General features: G+C 65.3%; 15 protein-coding genes. 5 read left to right on the top strand and 10 right to left on the bottom strand.

Features of this window, described 5'->3' with window-relative positions:
• Window positions 1-4: 4 nt before the first annotated feature.
• From rpsM to rplO, 4 genes are all read right to left on the bottom strand, one after another.
• The gene (gene rpsM, locus Q1A36_RS18950) at window positions 5-373 is read right to left on the bottom strand and encodes a 30S ribosomal protein S13 (RefSeq protein WP_299847337.1); all 369 of its coding nucleotides are present in this window, start codon (window positions 371-373) and stop codon (window positions 5-7) included.
• 202 nt (window positions 374-575) lie between these two features.
• Window positions 576-1,226: an adenylate kinase gene (locus tag Q1A36_RS18955; RefSeq protein ID WP_299847339.1), complete on the bottom strand. Its 651-nt coding sequence runs from the start codon at window positions 1,224-1,226 to the stop codon at window positions 576-578.
• Window positions 1,227-1,274: 48 nt separating this feature from the next.
• The gene (gene secY / locus Q1A36_RS18960) at window positions 1,275-2,651 is read right to left on the bottom strand and encodes a preprotein translocase subunit SecY (RefSeq protein WP_299847341.1); all 1,377 of its coding nucleotides are present in this window, start codon (window positions 2,649-2,651) and stop codon (window positions 1,275-1,277) included.
• A gap of 108 nt (window positions 2,652-2,759) precedes the next feature.
• Window positions 2,760-3,245, bottom strand: a complete 486-nt coding sequence (gene rplO, locus Q1A36_RS18965) for a 50S ribosomal protein L15 (protein WP_299847343.1) — start codon at window positions 3,243-3,245, stop codon at window positions 2,760-2,762.
• Between the two features lie 344 nt (window positions 3,246-3,589).
• Here rplO and Q1A36_RS18970 point away from each other — a divergent pair, with 344 nt between their 5' ends.
• On the top strand, window positions 3,590-4,810 hold the full coding sequence (locus tag Q1A36_RS18970) for a S8 family serine peptidase (RefSeq protein ID WP_299847345.1): 1,221 nt from the start codon (window positions 3,590-3,592) through the stop codon (window positions 4,808-4,810).
• Between the two features lie 72 nt (window positions 4,811-4,882).
• On the opposite strand, the gene Q1A36_RS18975 is transcribed toward Q1A36_RS18970, so the two are convergent.
• The 3 genes from Q1A36_RS18975 to Q1A36_RS18985 all read right to left on the bottom strand — a co-directional run bounded on the left by Q1A36_RS18975 (window position 4,883) and on the right by Q1A36_RS18985 (window position 7,833).
• Complete coding sequence (locus tag Q1A36_RS18975; protein ID WP_299847347.1) at window positions 4,883-5,362, bottom strand: lytic transglycosylase domain-containing protein; 480 nt, start codon at window positions 5,360-5,362, stop codon at window positions 4,883-4,885.
• Window positions 5,363-5,493: 131 nt separating this feature from the next.
• Window positions 5,494-7,137 carry a BCCT family transporter gene (locus Q1A36_RS18980; RefSeq protein WP_299847349.1) on the bottom strand — a complete coding sequence of 548 codons (1,644 nt, stop codon included), beginning with the start codon at window positions 7,135-7,137 and terminating at the stop codon, window positions 5,494-5,496.
• Window positions 7,138-7,191: 54 nt separating this feature from the next.
• Window positions 7,192-7,833, bottom strand: a complete 642-nt coding sequence (locus Q1A36_RS18985; protein ID WP_299847351.1) for a TetR/AcrR family transcriptional regulator — start codon at window positions 7,831-7,833, stop codon at window positions 7,192-7,194.
• A gap of 70 nt (window positions 7,834-7,903) precedes the next feature.
• Here Q1A36_RS18985 and Q1A36_RS18990 point away from each other — a divergent pair, with 70 nt between their 5' ends.
• The 3 genes from Q1A36_RS18990 to Q1A36_RS19000 are packed head-to-tail and all read left to right on the top strand — an operon-like array spanning window position 7,904 to window position 11,197.
• Window positions 7,904-8,059: a hypothetical protein gene (locus Q1A36_RS18990; protein ID WP_299847353.1), complete on the top strand. Its 156-nt coding sequence runs from the start codon at window positions 7,904-7,906 to the stop codon at window positions 8,057-8,059.
• A gap of 26 nt (window positions 8,060-8,085) precedes the next feature.
• Window positions 8,086-10,125: an NADH:flavin oxidoreductase gene (locus Q1A36_RS18995; RefSeq protein WP_299847355.1), complete on the top strand. Its 2,040-nt coding sequence runs from the start codon at window positions 8,086-8,088 to the stop codon at window positions 10,123-10,125.
• Between the two features lie 43 nt (window positions 10,126-10,168).
• Window positions 10,169-11,197, top strand: coding sequence for a proline racemase family protein (locus Q1A36_RS19000; protein ID WP_299847357.1), 1,029 nt, complete (start codon window positions 10,169-10,171; stop codon window positions 11,195-11,197).
• A 24-nt stretch (window positions 11,198-11,221) separates the two neighbouring features.
• Here the strand turns inward: Q1A36_RS19000 and Q1A36_RS19005 are convergent, their stop codons facing one another.
• Together Q1A36_RS19005 and Q1A36_RS19010 are read right to left on the bottom strand one after the other, a co-directional pair.
• The gene (locus tag Q1A36_RS19005; RefSeq protein ID WP_299847359.1) at window positions 11,222-12,283 is read right to left on the bottom strand and encodes a hybrid-cluster NAD(P)-dependent oxidoreductase; all 1,062 of its coding nucleotides are present in this window, start codon (window positions 12,281-12,283) and stop codon (window positions 11,222-11,224) included.
• Between the two features lie 2 nt (window positions 12,284-12,285).
• Window positions 12,286-13,518, bottom strand: coding sequence for an aromatic ring-hydroxylating dioxygenase subunit alpha (locus Q1A36_RS19010; protein ID WP_299847361.1), 1,233 nt, complete (start codon window positions 13,516-13,518; stop codon window positions 12,286-12,288).
• A 192-nt stretch (window positions 13,519-13,710) separates the two neighbouring features.
• Here Q1A36_RS19010 and Q1A36_RS19015 point away from each other — a divergent pair, with 192 nt between their 5' ends.
• Window positions 13,711-14,613, top strand: a complete 903-nt coding sequence (locus tag Q1A36_RS19015) for a LysR substrate-binding domain-containing protein (RefSeq protein WP_299847363.1) — start codon at window positions 13,711-13,713, stop codon at window positions 14,611-14,613.
• A gap of 15 nt (window positions 14,614-14,628) precedes the next feature.
• Here the strand turns inward: Q1A36_RS19015 and Q1A36_RS19020 are convergent.
• Window positions 14,629-14,883: multicopper oxidase domain-containing protein (locus tag Q1A36_RS19020; protein ID WP_299847364.1), on the bottom strand; the 255-nt coding region annotated here is incomplete at its 5' end.

The following is a 14,883-nucleotide window of genomic DNA, read 5'->3' on the forward strand; positions in this document are numbered from 1 at the left end:
CCCCTTACTTCTTCTTGCCGGCGATCGGCTTCGCCGGGCCCTTGCGGGTGCGGGCATTGGTGTGGGTGCGCTGGCCACGAACCGGCAGGTTGCGGCGGTGGCGCAGGCCACGATAGGAACCGAGGTCCATCAGGCGCTTGATGTTCATCTGCACTTCGCGGCGCAGGTCGCCTTCGACGGTCAGGTTCGCGTCGATGTATTCGCGGATGGCCAGAACCTCGGCATCCGACAGGTCGTTGACGCGGCCAGTCGGATCGATGCCGACCGCTTCCACGATCTGGGTGGCATACATCGGGCCGATCCCGTGAATGTAAGTCAGTGCGATGGGGACACGTTTCCCCGTCGGAATATTGACGCCAGCAATACGAGCCACGCGTTTGTCCTTCCTGGTTGCGGTTCCGTAGCGCCGGAACCTTTTTTCACAACGAAGGGCCCGAAAGCCTAGCCTTCGGGCCGGTCTATGGGCCACCCGCCGATTGGGGTGATTCTCTCTCGAGATGTTGTCAAATATAGGTCAAGCAAAAAAAGGTCAAGGCCACGACGCCGCGTTGCGGCATCCGGCCCCTGCCCTCGGTTCAGTGCTTGTCCAGAACCGCCGAAATCTCGCCCGCAACCGCCTCGATCTCGCCCAGGCCGTCGACGGTGCTGAGCTTGCCCTTGGCGTAGTAGTAACCGATCAGCGGCGAGGTTTTCTTGTAATATTCCAGCAGCCGGGTCTTCAGGCTGTCCTCGTTGTCATCGGCGCGCCGGCGCAGGTCGGTCGAGCCGCAGACATCGCAGATGCCGGGCTTGGCGGTCGGCTTGGTCTCGTCGTGATAGACCTCGCCGCAATTGCCGCAGGTAAAGCGCTTGGTTATGCGGTTCACCAGCGCCTCGTCATCGACGCGCATCTCGATCACGGCGTCCAGCGGCATCCCGGTCTCGTCCAGCAGCGCTCCCAGGGCGTCGGCCTGCCCCAGCGTGCGGGGGAAGCCGTCGAAGATGAAACCCACGCCGCCCTCGGCCAGCTTCTCGCGGATCAGGCCGATGACGATCTCGTCCGTCACCAGCTCGCCCCGGTCCATGACCGCCGCCACGCGCTTGCCCATTTCCGAGCCGCTGGCCTTGGCCTCGCGCAGCATGTCCCCGGTGGAGAGCTGAACCATTCCCCTTTCCTCCACCAGACGGCGGGCCTGCGTGCCCTTGCCTGCGCCCGGTGGCCCCAGAAGAATGATATTGACGGTCATGGTCTGTCCCCTCGGTCAGTTTGTCGTTTCCGCGTCCTCGGCCGGCGCTCAGCGGCGGGCGGGCGCCCGCTTTTTCTTCGCCCCGTCCTTGCCGCCGCCACGCTTGCCACGCAGCTGCGATTTCTCGATCAGGCCCTCATATTGATGCGCCAGCAGGTGGCTTTGCACCTGGTTGATCGTGTCCATGGTTACCGAAACCACGATCAGAACCGAAGTGCCACCAAAGTAGAACGGCACCTGCCACTGGCTGCGCAGGATCTCGGGCAGAAGACTGACGGCTGCCAGGTAGCCGGCACCGATCACCAGAACCCGGTTAACCACGTAGTCGAGATAATCCTGGGTCCGCTTGCCCGGACGGATGCCGGGAATGAAACCACCCTGATTCTTCAGGTTTTCGGCCACATCATCGGTCTTGAAGCTGACATTCTGGGTGTAGAAATAGGCGAAGAAGACGATCATCGCCGCGAAGAACACCAGATAAAGCGGCTGGCCCGGGCCGAAATAGGCGAGGATCGTCGACATCACCGGCCCGGTCTGGTTGCCCGAGAAGGTCGAGATCGTCACCGGCAGCAGCAGCAGCGAGCTGGCAAAGATCGCCGGGATGACGCCGGCCGGGTTAACCTTGATCGGCAGGTGCGACGATTGGCCATCATAGATCTTCATGCCGACCTGGCGCCGCGGATACTGGATATGGATCTTACGCAGCGCGCGCTCCATGAACACGACGAAGGCAATGACGGCCACGACCATCACGATCACACCCAGAATCACCGGGGTCGAGATGGCGCCCGACCGGCCCTGCGCGAAGAAGTTCGCCAGCGCGGCCGGAATTTCCGCCACGATGCCGACGAAGATGATCAGCGAGATGCCGTTGCCGATGCCGCGCGCGGTGATCTGTTCGCCCAGCCACATCAGGAACATGGTGCCGCCGACCAGCGTGATGACCACGGCCGCTTGGAAGAACAGGCCCGGGTCATGGGCGAGGCCACCGGCCTCCAGCGATTTCGCCAGACCGTAGGCCTGGAACAGCGCCAGCGCCACGGTGCCATAGCGGGTATACTGGTTGATCTTCTTGCGGCCCTGCTCGCCCTCTTTCTTCAGCTGTTCCAGCGAAGGCACCATCGAGGTCAGCAGCTGCACGATGATCGAGGCCGAGATATAGGGCATGATCCCCAGCGCGAAGACGCCCATCCGCCCCAGCGCGCCGCCGGTGAACATCGACAGGATGCCGCCGATGCCCGATTGCGCCTGTTCCATGAAGTTGCGCAGCGCGGCGCCGTCGATGCCCGGCACCGGGATATAGGTGCCGAGGCGATAGATGATCAGCAGGCCGATCGTGAACCAGATGCGCTGGCGAAGTTCCGTGGCCTTGCCCAGAGCCCCCCAGGAGAGGTTCGCGGCCATCTGTTCTGCGGCTGACGCCATATTATTCGTGCCTCGTCTCATGACAGCGCCGCCGAACCGTTCCCCGGTCGGCGGCGCCTTGGAAAACCTTGTTGCTATCTATGGGGCGCGCGCGCCCCCTTCAACAGCTTATTCGGCCGCCGCTGCTTCCTTGGCCGGGGCGGTCACAGTGACCTTGCCGCCGACTTTCTCGACCGCCTCGATGGCTGCCTTGGAGGCGCCGGTGACGGTCAGGTTCAGCTTGGCCTTCAGTTCACCCTTGGCCAGCAGGCGGATGCCGTCCAGCTTGCGGCGCACGGTGCCCGAGGCGACCAGCGCGTCTTCGGTCACGTCAGCCTTGGCATCCAGCTTGCCCGCATCGATGAAGGCCTGGATCTGGCCGAGGTTCACCACGGCAAAGCTCTTGGCGTTCGGCGCGGTGAAGCCACGCTTCGGAAGACGCCGGTAGAGCGGCATCTGGCCACCCTCGTAGCCGTTCAGCGCAACGCCCGAACGCGATTTCTGGCCCTTGATACCCCGGCCGGCAGTTTTGCCCTTGCCCGAGCCCGGACCACGCGCGACGCGCTTCTTCTTACGGTTCGCGCCATCATTGTCGCGGATTTCATGCAGTTTCATGTCGCTTCTCCTTGCCGGACGCGCCCCCGAAGCGATGATGGGACGGACACGGCGTTTCTTGCTTGTTGAGTCGTTTTCAGTCGGCGGCCCGTGCGGGCACCGGCGGTCCCTAGCGAATGCAGGGCGCCGGGTCAAGGCCCGGGTCAGGCGCTGCGCCTGCGCGACGCATCGCCGCAGGCGGCCGGACGCGATGGCCCATGAGCAAGCCCGCCCTCGCGCGTCAAAATATATAATATTTGAATAATGATAATCCAATTGAAAATTAAAATGATTATCAATAATAATAATGGCGCGCCAAAAATGGCGGAATCACCCGCCGATTTCGAGTTATCTGGAGAGAACTCATGACCAAGTCGATCATAGTGCGCGATGACAATTTCGGCCTGCGCATGGCCACCGGCAGTCGCGGTTTCGACACGCTCGACCGGGGGCCGGTCATGGGCGCGACCAACGGGGTTCCGCCCAAGCCATCGATCGAGGTCGAGGACCTGTCGAAGGAGGACATGAACGACCTGCGGCGGGATCCCTCAGTCCGGGCGATCACCCAGTCCATGCCGATCCAGTTGATCACCCCCACCGAATCGGCGGCGGCGGCAGGCGGCGGCAGCGTCACCTGGGGCGTGAAGGCGGTGGGCGCGGATGTATCGGCCTTCGACGGTACCGGGGTGAAGGTCGCGGTGCTGGATACCGGCATTGACCCGACTCATGGGGCCTTTGCCGGCGTCAACCTGCAGATGAAGAACTTCACCGGCGGCCCCGACAGCGCCCCCGATGGCAACCGGCACGGCACCCATTGCGCCGGCACTATCTTTGGCCGCGATGTGGGCGGGCTGCGCATCGGCGTCGCGCCGGGGATCACCGAGGCGATGATCGGCAAGGTCCTGGGCGATGACGGCAGCGGCGGCTCGGAAATGCTGTTCGAGGGAATGAAATGGGCGCAGGCCGGCGGCGCAAAGGTCATCTCGATGTCGCTTGGCTTCGACTTCCCCGGCCTGATCAAGCGGCTGATCGATCAGGGCTGGCCGGCGGAGCTGGCCGGATCGGTCGCGCTCGAGGCCTATCGCGGCAACCTGCGCGCCTTTGATGCCATCATGGACATGTTCCGGGCGATGGCGCAGTTCGATGGCGGCACGGTGGTCGTTGCCGCGGCCGGCAACGAATCCGAACGCCAGATCAGCGCCAATTTCGAGGTCAGCGTGTCGGTGCCCGCCGCCGCCTTCGACGTGATCTCGGTCGGTGCGCTGGCCGAGGGACCTCAGGGGCTGACGGTGGCCAATTTCTCGAACACCAACCCGATTCTCTCGGCCCCGGGCGTCAACGTCATCTCAGCCAAGGTGGGCGGCGGCACGGTGGCGCTGAACGGCACCTCGATGGCCTGCCCGCATGTCGCGGGCCTGACCGCACTCTGGTGGCAGGCGCAGGCCGGACTGCCGGTGCCCCTGACCAGCGACGGCGTCAAGGCGCGGCTGCGCTCGGCCACGGATAGCGGCGCTTTCGCGGCAGGCGTGGATGTCGCGGATCGTGGCGAAGGTCTGGCCAAGGCGCCCCCAGGCGCGGGCGCCTGACGGGCCGAAGATGATCGAAGAACGGGGTCAGCGCCAAATAAGGCGCTGGCCCGCTGATTCAGGCAGGGGTGATCAGGACCGCAGCCCGGTCTCCTCCAAAAGGCCCATGCGCTTGGCCTCGTAGTAATAGCCGCGCGCATACCAGCCCACGGCGGCGTCCTGATCTCCCTGCGCGACCAGATAGGCCCCGCGCAGGTATTTCACCGCGTATTGCAGGTTGGTGTCGCCGTTCAGCAGCCCCTCGGCCGAGCCCTGGTAGCCCATCGTCCGCGCGGTCTGCGGCAGGATCTGCATCAGCCCGTAATAGGGGCCGTTGCGCGCGCCGGGGCGATGGTCGGATTCGCGCAGGATCACCCGTTGCACCAGTTCCACCGGCACGCCGTAATGCTTGGACCAGCGGTTGATGCTGGCGCGCAGTTCGGGCGTCTCGTTCGGATAGAGCCCCGCCTGCGTCACCGAGGGATCGGCAAGGTAATTGCGGTCCTGCCCGCCGCCACAGGCCGAAAGGACGGTCACGCCGGCGATGGCCAGCACGCGCATGAGGGACAACATCACTGCCTCGATATTATGGTTCTCGTTGGCGCGGGACTATATGCCTCGGCCGGTCGTCGCGGAACGCGGAAAACCGGGGCGCGCGGGGCGCCCCGGACGACCGGCGGAAATCCGCCATCGAAGGTCACGGATCAGGCGCGCTGCGCCGCGCCGTAGCGATCGCGCAGGTAATCCCGGTACAGCGCCTTGGCCAGCGACAGGCACATGCCGATCATCACGAAGGCAAAGGGCAGCGCGCCGATGATCATCGCGTTCTGCAACGCGCCAAGGCCCCCGCCCCCGGCCAGAACCAGCGCCGCGATCACCAGCGTCAGCAGCACGCCCCAGATGATCCGGTGGCGGATGCCGGTATCCACCGCGCCGCCGGCCATGATCGTGTTCATCACCAGGATGCCGGAATCGGCCGAGGTGACGAGGAAGGTCAGGATCAGCACCACCGACATGACCGCCACCGCCTGGTACAGCCCCTCGGGCAGCATCATCTGCAGCGTGACGAACAGCTTGTTGGTCAGCGAAGCATTGACAATGGCACCATTGGCGACGCCGGTCAGTTCGAGATCGATGGCCGTGCCGCCCAGCAGCGTGAACCACAGGAAGCAGACCAGCGCCGGGGCGATGACCGCGCCAAGGATGAATTCGCGGATCGTCCGCCCCTTGGAAATGCGGGCGAGGAACAGGCCGACGAAGGGCGAAAAGGCGATCCACCAGGCCCAGTAGAAGGTGGTCCATCCCGATTGCCATTTGCCGAGCTCGCTGTCGGTCGAATAGGCCTCGAAGGACAGGGCGGGGAAATTCAGCAGGTAATCGACCATCGCCCGGCCATAGGTGGTCATCGCGAAGAGGAACGACCCGAAGATCGCGAAGACCACAAGCAGGACGCAGGACAGGATCAGGTTGATGTTGGACAGGTATTTCACCCCGCGGCCCACACCCGAGACAGCCGAGGCGATGGACATTCCCATGACCAGCACCAGCGCGAGGATCAGCCCGACCGATGAAGGCACCGGCGCGCCGCCATCTTCCCCGGGCTGCAGCAGCCACTCGATACCGAGGATCGAATAGGCCCCCTCGACCAGTTGGCTGACGCCGAAGCCGATGGTCACCGCGACGCCCAGAATGGTGGCGACGACCCCAAGGATGTCCACGACATGCCCCAGCGGCCCGTTCAGCGCCCGTCCGAAGATCGGGGTCAGGGCCGAGCGAATGGTCAGCGGCATGTCCCGGGTATAGCTGTAATAGGCAAGGGCAAGCCCGGTGACGACATAGATCGACCAGGCGTGGAAGCCGTAATGCATGAAGCTGTAGCGATAGGCGGTCTCGATCGCCGCGACGGTGTTCGGCTCGACATTGCCGCGCAGGATCTCGGGGTTCGAACCCCAGAGGCCCATCGGCTCGGCGGTCGCATAGACCATCAGCCCGACACCAAGACCCGCGCCAAACATCATCGCGAACCAGGAGAAGGTGGAGAACTCGGGCGCCTCGTCCCCGCGACCAAGCCGCCGCCGCCCGGTCCAGGGAATGACGGCAAGGACCAGCAGGAACCAGGCGAAAAGCCCGACCGACAGCACGTAGAATGCGTTGAAGATGTTCAGCAGCCCGGTATTCACCTCGGACAGCATCAGGTTCGCGTTCAGCGGGAAAAGCAGGGCCCAGACCACCAGAAGCGAGATCCCGATCTTCGAGACAAGGGCAATGGGAAGGGACTGGCCCTCGTAGAATCCGTCAGGCTGGGTGGCAATCTCGACATCCGTAAAGGGCGGCCGAATATTCTTCATATTCACGTTCTCCTTTGAAAGTCATTTGTCGATGTAAAGGCAGCAGCCGTCGGATCAGCCTTTCAGCAGGTGGGCATGGCGGCCGCGAAAGCGGGCAATCTCGTTCGGGCTGGGGGCAATCCCGGTATAGACCTCGACGTAATCGGGCATCCGGTCGATCCGCACCCCGGGATCGTCGACGATCATCATCGAGATATAGCCGACTTGGGTGAAATAGGCCGTGTGCGAACGGACCAGCGCGCTTTTGTCGTCATAGCCGAACCGCTTGAACATGCGGATCAGCGCGTCGATCCGCTGGCTGTCGGCATCGGCCAGCGTGCCGGTCAGCGCCGGGTCGTTCTTGGCCCAGTTCCTGACCGCAAGGTCGAAGGGGGCATCGAACAACTCGGCATTCAGCCAGCAGTCGAACATGTTGAAGACCGCCTCGTTGATGGTCTCGGCATAGCCTTCGACCTGCCGCACGAAATTGTCGGTATTCTTGGCCTTCCAGCGCTCCAGCAGCCCATCCAGCAGGGCCTCGCGCGAGGCGAAGTGCCAATAGAAGGCGGTGCGGGTGCTCTCGACCATCTCGGCCAGCGCGGCGATGCGGATCTTGTCGACGCCCTGGGTGATCAGGACCTGGTAGGCCGCGTCCAGCCACGGCCTTGCCCCGTCAGGCTCGCCGGTCAGATTCGCGCTGGTCTGGATGACGTTCATCGGCATGTATTGCCCGACCTTCACGCTATTGTCAAATCAATTGACATATAGGTTCTTATAACTGACACTAGTGTCAATTGGGGCCTTTTCCGGGGAGGACGGCGGCCATGAATTCACCAATATCCGCGTGACCCATGTGAACCTGCCGCTGGACGCCCCGTTCTGGTGGACCGGCGGCCTTTATCCCGCCTCCCCCGGCCGCTATCGCCGCCTGTCCCTGCATTGACCCGACACTCCGAAGGTTCCACTGCCATGAGCAAAGACCCCCTGCTGCAACCCTTTCACCTGAAGTCCCTGGTGCTGAAGAACCGCATCGTCACCACCCCGCACGAGCCGGCCTATTGCGAGGACGGGCTGCCCAAGGACCGCTACCGTGCCTATCACCTCGAGCGGGCCAAGGGCGGCGTCGCCATGGCGATGACGGCGGGATCGGCCATCGTCTCGCGCGACAGCCCGCCCGCCTTCAACAACATCCTCGCCTATCGCGACGAGGTGGTGCCCTGGATCCGTGACCTGACCGACGCGCTGCACGAACATGACACCAAGGTCATGATCCAACTGACCCATCTTGGCCGCCGCACCGGCTGGAACAAGGGTGACTGGCTGCCCTCGCTCAGCTCGACCCGGCTGCAGGAACCTGCCCACCGGGCTTTCCCGAAGCTGGCCGAGGACTGGGACTTCGCCCGGATCGTCGATGATTTCGCCTCGGCCGCCGGCCGGATGAAAGAAGGCGGCATGGACGGGATCGAGCTCGAGGCCTATGGCCACCTGATCGACCAGCTCTGGTCGCCGCTGACCAATCAGCTCGAGGGCGATTACGGCCCGCAGACATTGGACAGCCGGATGCGGCTTGGCGCCGAGGTGCTGGGCGCGATGAGGAAGGCGGTCGGCCCGGATTTCGTCCTCGGCATCCGCATGGCGGTGGACGAGGCCGAGGCCGGCGGCGTGACCGCCGAGGACGGGCTGGAGATCGCCCGGCGGCTGCGCGACGCAGGGCTGATCGACTATATCTCGGTCATCCGCGGGCGCATCCATACCGATGCCGCCCTGACCGATGTCATCCCGGTCCAGGGCATGCGCGCCGCGCCGCATCTGGATTTCGCCGGCCGCGTCCGCGCCGAGCTCGGGATGCCCACCATCCACGCCGCCCGCATCCCCGATGTGGCAACCGCGCGCCACGCGGTTGCGGCGGGCCTCCTGGACCTGGTCGGGATGACCCGCGCACATCTGGCCGATCCCCATATCGTGCAGAAGATCGCCGAGGGCCGCGAGGATGACATCCGCCCCTGCGTCGGTGCCACCTATTGCCTCGACCGGATCTATCAGGGCGGCGAGGCCTTGTGCATCCACAACGCCGCCTCGGGGCGCGAGCTGTCGATGCCCCATCGCATCCCGCCGGCCGAACAGCCGAAATCGGTGATGATCATCGGCGCTGGCCCGGCAGGGCTCGAGGCCGCGCGAGTCGCCGCCGAACGCGGCCACCGCGTCAGCCTGCACGAGGCGGCGGCGCAGCCCGGCGGCCAGTTGCGGCTGACGGCACGTTCGCCCCGGCGGCGCGAGATGATCTCGATCATCGACTGGCGCATGGCCCAATGCGAGGCGAAGGGCGTCACCCTGCAGTTCAATCACCTTGTCGAACCCGAGGATGTTCTGGGAGCCGCGCCGGATCTGGTCATCGTTGCCACCGGCGGCCTGGCCGACACCGATTGTCTTGAAAGCGGCGAGAGCCATGTGGTCTCGGCCTGGGACATACTCTCGGGCGACGTCGATTGCGGCAGTGACGTGCTGGTCTTTGACGATGCGGGCGATCATGCCGGGTTGCAGGCCGCCGAGATGATCGCCGAGAAGGGGGGACAGGTAGAGATCATGACCCCGGACCGCAGCTTTGCGCCCGAGGTCATGGGCATGAACCTCGTCCCCTACATGCGCGCGCTGCAGGAGAAGGAGTCACGCTTTACCGTCACCTACCGCCTGAAGACCGTGCGCAAGGACGGCAACCGGCTGATCGCCGGGATCGGCACCGATTACAGCGACTACCGGACCGAGCGCAGTTTTGACCAGATCGTCGTCAACCACGCGACCGTTCCGCTGGACGATCTCTACCATGCGCTGAAGCCGCACTCGACCAATGGCGGCGAGGTCGATCACGATGCGCTGCTGTCCGGCCGCCCGCAGGCACTGGCCCGCAATCCGTCCGGCTGCTTCCAGCTTTTCCGCATCGGTGACGCTGTCTCGCCGCGCAACACCCATGCCGCCATCTATGACGCCCTGCGGCTGATGAAGGACCTCTGACACCCCTGCGACGGAAGGTTCGGATTGAAAGAGGAGTAGCCTCATGCAGAGCATAAAGACCGTTCACGTGATCTCGGCCCATGCCGAAGGCGAGGTCGGCGACGTGATCGTGGGCGGCGTCGCTCCGCCGCCCGGCGATACCCTGTGGGAGCAGTCGCGCTTCATCGCCCGCGACCAGACGCTGCGCAACTTCGTCCTGAACGAGCCGCGCGGCGGCGTGTTCCGCCATGTGAACCTGCTGGTGCCCCCCAAGCATCCCGAGGCGGCCGCCGCCTTCATCATCATGGAGCCCGAGGACACCCCGCCCATGTCCGGCTCGAACTCTATCTGCGTGTCGACCGTGCTGCTGGACGGGGGCATCCTGCCGATGGTCGAGCCGGTGACCGAGTTTACCCTCGAGGCACCGGGCGGGCTGGTGCGCGTCCGGGCCGAATGCTCGGGCGGCAAGGCCCGGCGGATCCATGTGCAGAACCTGCCCAGCTTTGCGCAGAAGCTGGATCAGCCGCTCGAGGTCGAGGGGCTGGGAACGCTGACCGTGGACACGGCTTTTGGCGGCGACAGCTTCGTCATGGTCGATGCGGCAGCGCTTGGCTTTGCCCTGACACCCGACGAGGCGCATGACCTGGCGCGGCTTGGCACGCGGATCACCAATGCCGCGACCGAGGCACTGGGTTTCGATCACCCGACCAATCCCGACTGGCGGCACATCTCGTTCTGCCAGTTTGCCGGCCCGCTGGAGCGCGATGCCGAGGGCCTGCGGATGCGATCCGCCGTGGCGATCCAGCCCGGAAAGATCGACCGCTCGCCCACCGGCACGGCGCTCTCGGCCCGCATGGCGCTGCTGGCCGCCCGCGGGCAGATGGGGATGGGCGAGACGCTGACGCAAGTGTCGCTGATCGGCTCGACCTTCACCGGCCGGATCGTCGGGGAAACCACCCTGGGCGATGTTCCGGCGATCCTGCCCGAGATCAGCGGCCGCGGCTGGATCACCGGGATTCACCAGCACATGCTGGACCCGACCGATCCCTGGCCCGGCGGCTACCGGCTCAGCGACACCTGGGGCGCGCGCTAGGCGATCAGCGTATAGTCGCGCGCCTCAAACCTCGACCGACACCAACCCCTGCGGCCGCGCGCAGCAGGCGAGGATATAGCCCTCGGCGATCTCCTCTTCCGAGATACCGCCGTTATGGACCATCAGCACCTCGCCCTCGCGCTTCAGCACCTTGCAGGTGCCGCAAAGGCCGAACTGGCAGCCCGAGGGGATGTTCAGCCCCGCCTGGCGCGCCACGGCCAGCACCGTGTCATCGCCCTGGCAATCGGTGGTGATCCCGGACAGGGCAAACTCGATCTGCGCTGCGCCCGGCGGTGGCGAGGGCTCGACCGGCACCTCGACCAGTGCCGGGGCATCGAAACTTTCCTCGTGATAGCGGGTCAGGTCGAAGCCAAGCGATTCCAGCATGTCGCGCACCGCTGCCATGAAGGGCGCAGGCCCGCAGCAGAAGACCTCGCGTTCAAGATAGTCGGGCGCCATCAGCCCCAGCATGATCTGGCTGAGCCTGCCGTGATAACCGGGCCAGACCGCATAGGGGTCGACCTCTTCGACGGTGAAACGCAGCTGCAGCCCCGGCACGCGCGAGGCATATTCCTCGAGCCGGCGGCGGAACAGGATCTCCGAGGGTTTCCGGGCGGCATGGACATAGACGATGTCGGGCATCTCGCCCGAATCCCAGGCCCAAGTGGTCATCGACATCAGCGGTGTTGCCCCGGACCCGGCCGAGATGAACAGGTATTTCGCCGCCGGATGACGCAGGAAGGTGAACTGACCGGCCGGACCATAGGCCCTGAGCCGCATCCCCGGCTTCAGCTGGTCCAGCAGCCAGCGCCCCCCCACCGAACCCGGCTGTGCCTTCACTGTGACCGAGATCGCTTGCGGCCGCGAGGGCGATGACGAGATGGTATAGGTCCGCTGCACCGATCCGCCCGGCACCGGCAGGTCCAGCGTCAGGAACTGACCGGGCTGATAGTCGAACCACGCCCCCGAGGGCGGGCGGAAGGCGATGGTGGCGCAGTTGTCCGATTCGGGGATGACCATGGTGCATTCCAGCATCTCGCTGTCCTGCCACGGCTCGGCGGCCCAGTTCTGGCGGGTCTTCGCCATCGCTATTCCGCCGCCACGCGGGCCGGGCCGCTGATCCCGCGCAGCATCGAGCGCACGTACCAGTCGACGAACTGGATCACCCCGCCCTCCTGCCGCTGCGAATACGGGCCGGGCAGGTAGGCGGGCGAATTGATTCCCAGCTGGTTTTCCTGCACCACGCGGCGATCCTCGTCATTGGTGGCGATCCAGACCTCGGTCAGCCGCGTCAGGTCATAGTCGCGCCCCTCGACCGCGTCCTTGTGCACCAGCCAGCTGGTCGTCACCTCGGTCTCGGTGGCGCTGACAGGCATGACGCGGAAGTTCAGCACATGGTCCGAGAGGTAATGGTTCCAGGTGTTCGGGTAGTGATAGAAGAGCAGCGTCCCGGCATTGGCGAAGGGCATTCCGGACAGCAGCGGCGCCGCAGGCTTGCCGTCCATCGTATAGCTGACCGTCTCGCCGACCAGCGGGATGCGCACCAGCCGCCACAGCTCGTCCTCGTGCGCCAGATAGCGCGAGGGCAGGCCCGCCGCCTCGCAGCGTTCGACATGGGCGGCACCAAGGGCCGAGCCCTGGCTGTCGCCCGAGCCGAAGAGATCGGGATCGTCAAGGAAGGTGCGGCACAGGCCCGGATGCGAACCGGCGCAGTGATAGCATTCGCGGTTGTTCTCCATCACCAGCTTCCAGTTGCCGCGCTCGATGATCCGCGACTGGTGCGCCACCTTCAGTTCGTCGGGCCGATGCGGCGCGGCATAGCGGTCGGCGGCCTCGCGCAGGGGCGCGAAATCGGGGGCATTGCGCGCGACGCAGACATAGACCATGCCGCCGGCAGAGGCGCAGTGGACCGGCTGCAGGCCGTGGGACGACATGTCGAAATCCGGCCCCATGTCGCGGGCCCAGAGCAGTTGCCCGTTCGTGTCATAGGTCCATTGGTGATAGGGGCAGACCAGCTTGGTCGCCTGCCCCGATTCCTTGGGACAGATGCGGCTGCCGCGATGGCGGCAGGTGTTGTGGAACGCCCGGATCTCGCCATCGCCGCCCCGGACCACCAGTACCGGATAGGCGCCCAGCTGGAAGGTGACATAGGAGCCCGCCTTGGGCAGCTCGGCCAGCGGCGCGGCGAAGATCCATTCCCGGTACCAGATGTTGTCCAGGTCGGCCTGGTAGACCCCGGGATCGGTATAGAAGGGCCGCGCCAGCGACTGGCCGGACAGCTGGGCCTGCAGAAGAGAGCGAAGATTGCCTTGATCGGTCATGACGGGCTGCTTTCACTGAAATGGCGTAGCACGGCTGGCGGGAAAATGCGGGCCTGCCTGCGGCCACGATCATCCGTCCGTGCCTCGCGCTCAACTCCAGAAATTCTCGACATATCGATAACCTGAAGTTATGTTTCCAGACGCATTCTCCGGGATGGACCCATGCACAGCCTGCGCCGGAACCTGTCATCGATGACTGCGCTGGCGACCTTCGAGGCGGCGGCGAGGCTGTCCAGCTTTACCCAGGCGGCGGGTGAACTGGGGGTGACGCAGGCCGCCGTCAGCCGCCAGATCAAGCAGCTTGAATCCGACCTGAACACGGTGCTGTTCCGCCGCGCGCATCGCCGGGTCGCGCTGACCCCGGCGGGGGCGGCGCTGGCCGGAACGGTAACAGCCGCCTTCGACAGCATGGCTTTGATGATCGAGACCCTGCGCGCGCCCGAAGACCGCGACCTGGTGACGGTGGGCGCGACGCTGGCCTTCAGCCATTTCTGGATCCTGCCCCGGCTGGCGCAGCTGCGCGCCGGCCATCCCCAGGTCAAGCTGCGCCTGATCTCGGATGACGGCCCGACCGATCTGCGCCGCGACCGGCTGGATGTGGCGATCCGCTTTGGCCGCCCACCCTTCGCCGATGGCCGCAGCATCGCCAGCCATCCCGACGAGGCGTTTCCGGTCTGCAGCCCGAAACTGCTGGAGGCGGCCGGGATCGGGGCGGCCGAGGCCGATATCATGAAACTGCCGCTGATCGCCTCGGACACGGTCAACCCCTCCTGGCTGACCTGGCGATCCTGGGCACAGGCGGTGGGTCTTGGCCCTGGCCCCGGCATCGCCTCGGATCGCAGCCCGCTGCGCTTCAACCATTACACCGAGACGATTCAGGCCGCGGTCAACGGCGAGGGTGTGGCGCTCGGCTGGTCCACCCTGCTCTCGGCCCATCTGAACGAGGGCCGGCTGGTCCGGCTGGGGCGCGACAGCCTGCGGCTCGAGGATCGCTATCACGTCATCGTCCCCAAGACCGGCGAGCCGCGCCCGCCGGTCGCCATCTTTCTCGACTGGATCGGCGCTAAATTCGCCGAGACGGCGCAGCCGAGCTGATCGCGTCTACCCCCGTCAGCCGGAGACCGCGAAGGTGGTCATCATGCCACTTGCCAGATGCGGCATGTGATGGCAATGCAGCATCCATTCCGCCGCCTCGCCCGCATCCACGGCCACCGTCACCATGCTCATCGGCGGCACGTAGACCGTGTCGCGCAGCGCCCCGGCGAAGCGCGTGCCGTTGATCGCCACAACCTGGAAATGATGGCCATGCAGATGCATCGGGTGGCCCATCATCGACATGTTGTGGAAGGTCATCTCGACCCGCTG

This window comes from uncultured Paracoccus sp. (assembly GCF_947487305.1).
Classification (GTDB): Bacteria; Pseudomonadota; Alphaproteobacteria; order Rhodobacterales; family Rhodobacteraceae; genus Paracoccus.

Bases quoted from the DNA above. Each gene is read 5' to 3' on its own strand.
- Q1A36_RS19015 (WP_299847363.1), top strand. From the start codon at position 13,711: ATGACTGCGCTGGCGACCTTCGAGGCGGCGGCGAGGCTGTCCAGCTTT.
- Q1A36_RS18955 (WP_299847339.1), bottom strand. From the start codon at position 1,226: ATGACCGTCAATATCATTCTTCTGGGGCCACCGGGCGCAGGCAAGGGC.
- Q1A36_RS18995 (WP_299847355.1), top strand. From the start codon at position 8,086: ATGAGCAAAGACCCCCTGCTGCAACCCTTTCACCTGAAGTCCCTGGTG.
- Q1A36_RS18970 (WP_299847345.1), top strand. From the start codon at position 3,590: ATGACCAAGTCGATCATAGTGCGCGATGACAATTTCGGCCTGCGCATG.
- rplO (WP_299847343.1), bottom strand. From the start codon at position 3,245: ATGAAACTGCATGAAATCCGCGACAATGATGGCGCGAACCGTAAGAAG.
- Q1A36_RS19005 (WP_299847359.1), bottom strand. From the start codon at position 12,283: ATGGCGAAGACCCGCCAGAACTGGGCCGCCGAGCCGTGGCAGGACAGC.
- Q1A36_RS18975 (WP_299847347.1), bottom strand. From the start codon at position 5,362: ATGTTGTCCCTCATGCGCGTGCTGGCCATCGCCGGCGTGACCGTCCTT.
- Q1A36_RS18980 (WP_299847349.1), bottom strand. From the start codon at position 7,137: ATGAAGAATATTCGGCCGCCCTTTACGGATGTCGAGATTGCCACCCAG.
- Q1A36_RS18985 (WP_299847351.1), bottom strand. From the start codon at position 7,833: ATGAACGTCATCCAGACCAGCGCGAATCTGACCGGCGAGCCTGACGGG.
- secY (WP_299847341.1), bottom strand. From the start codon at position 2,651: ATGGCGTCAGCCGCAGAACAGATGGCCGCGAACCTCTCCTGGGGGGCT.
- Q1A36_RS19000 (WP_299847357.1), top strand. From the start codon at position 10,169: ATGCAGAGCATAAAGACCGTTCACGTGATCTCGGCCCATGCCGAAGGC.
- Q1A36_RS19010 (WP_299847361.1), bottom strand. From the start codon at position 13,518: ATGACCGATCAAGGCAATCTTCGCTCTCTTCTGCAGGCCCAGCTGTCC.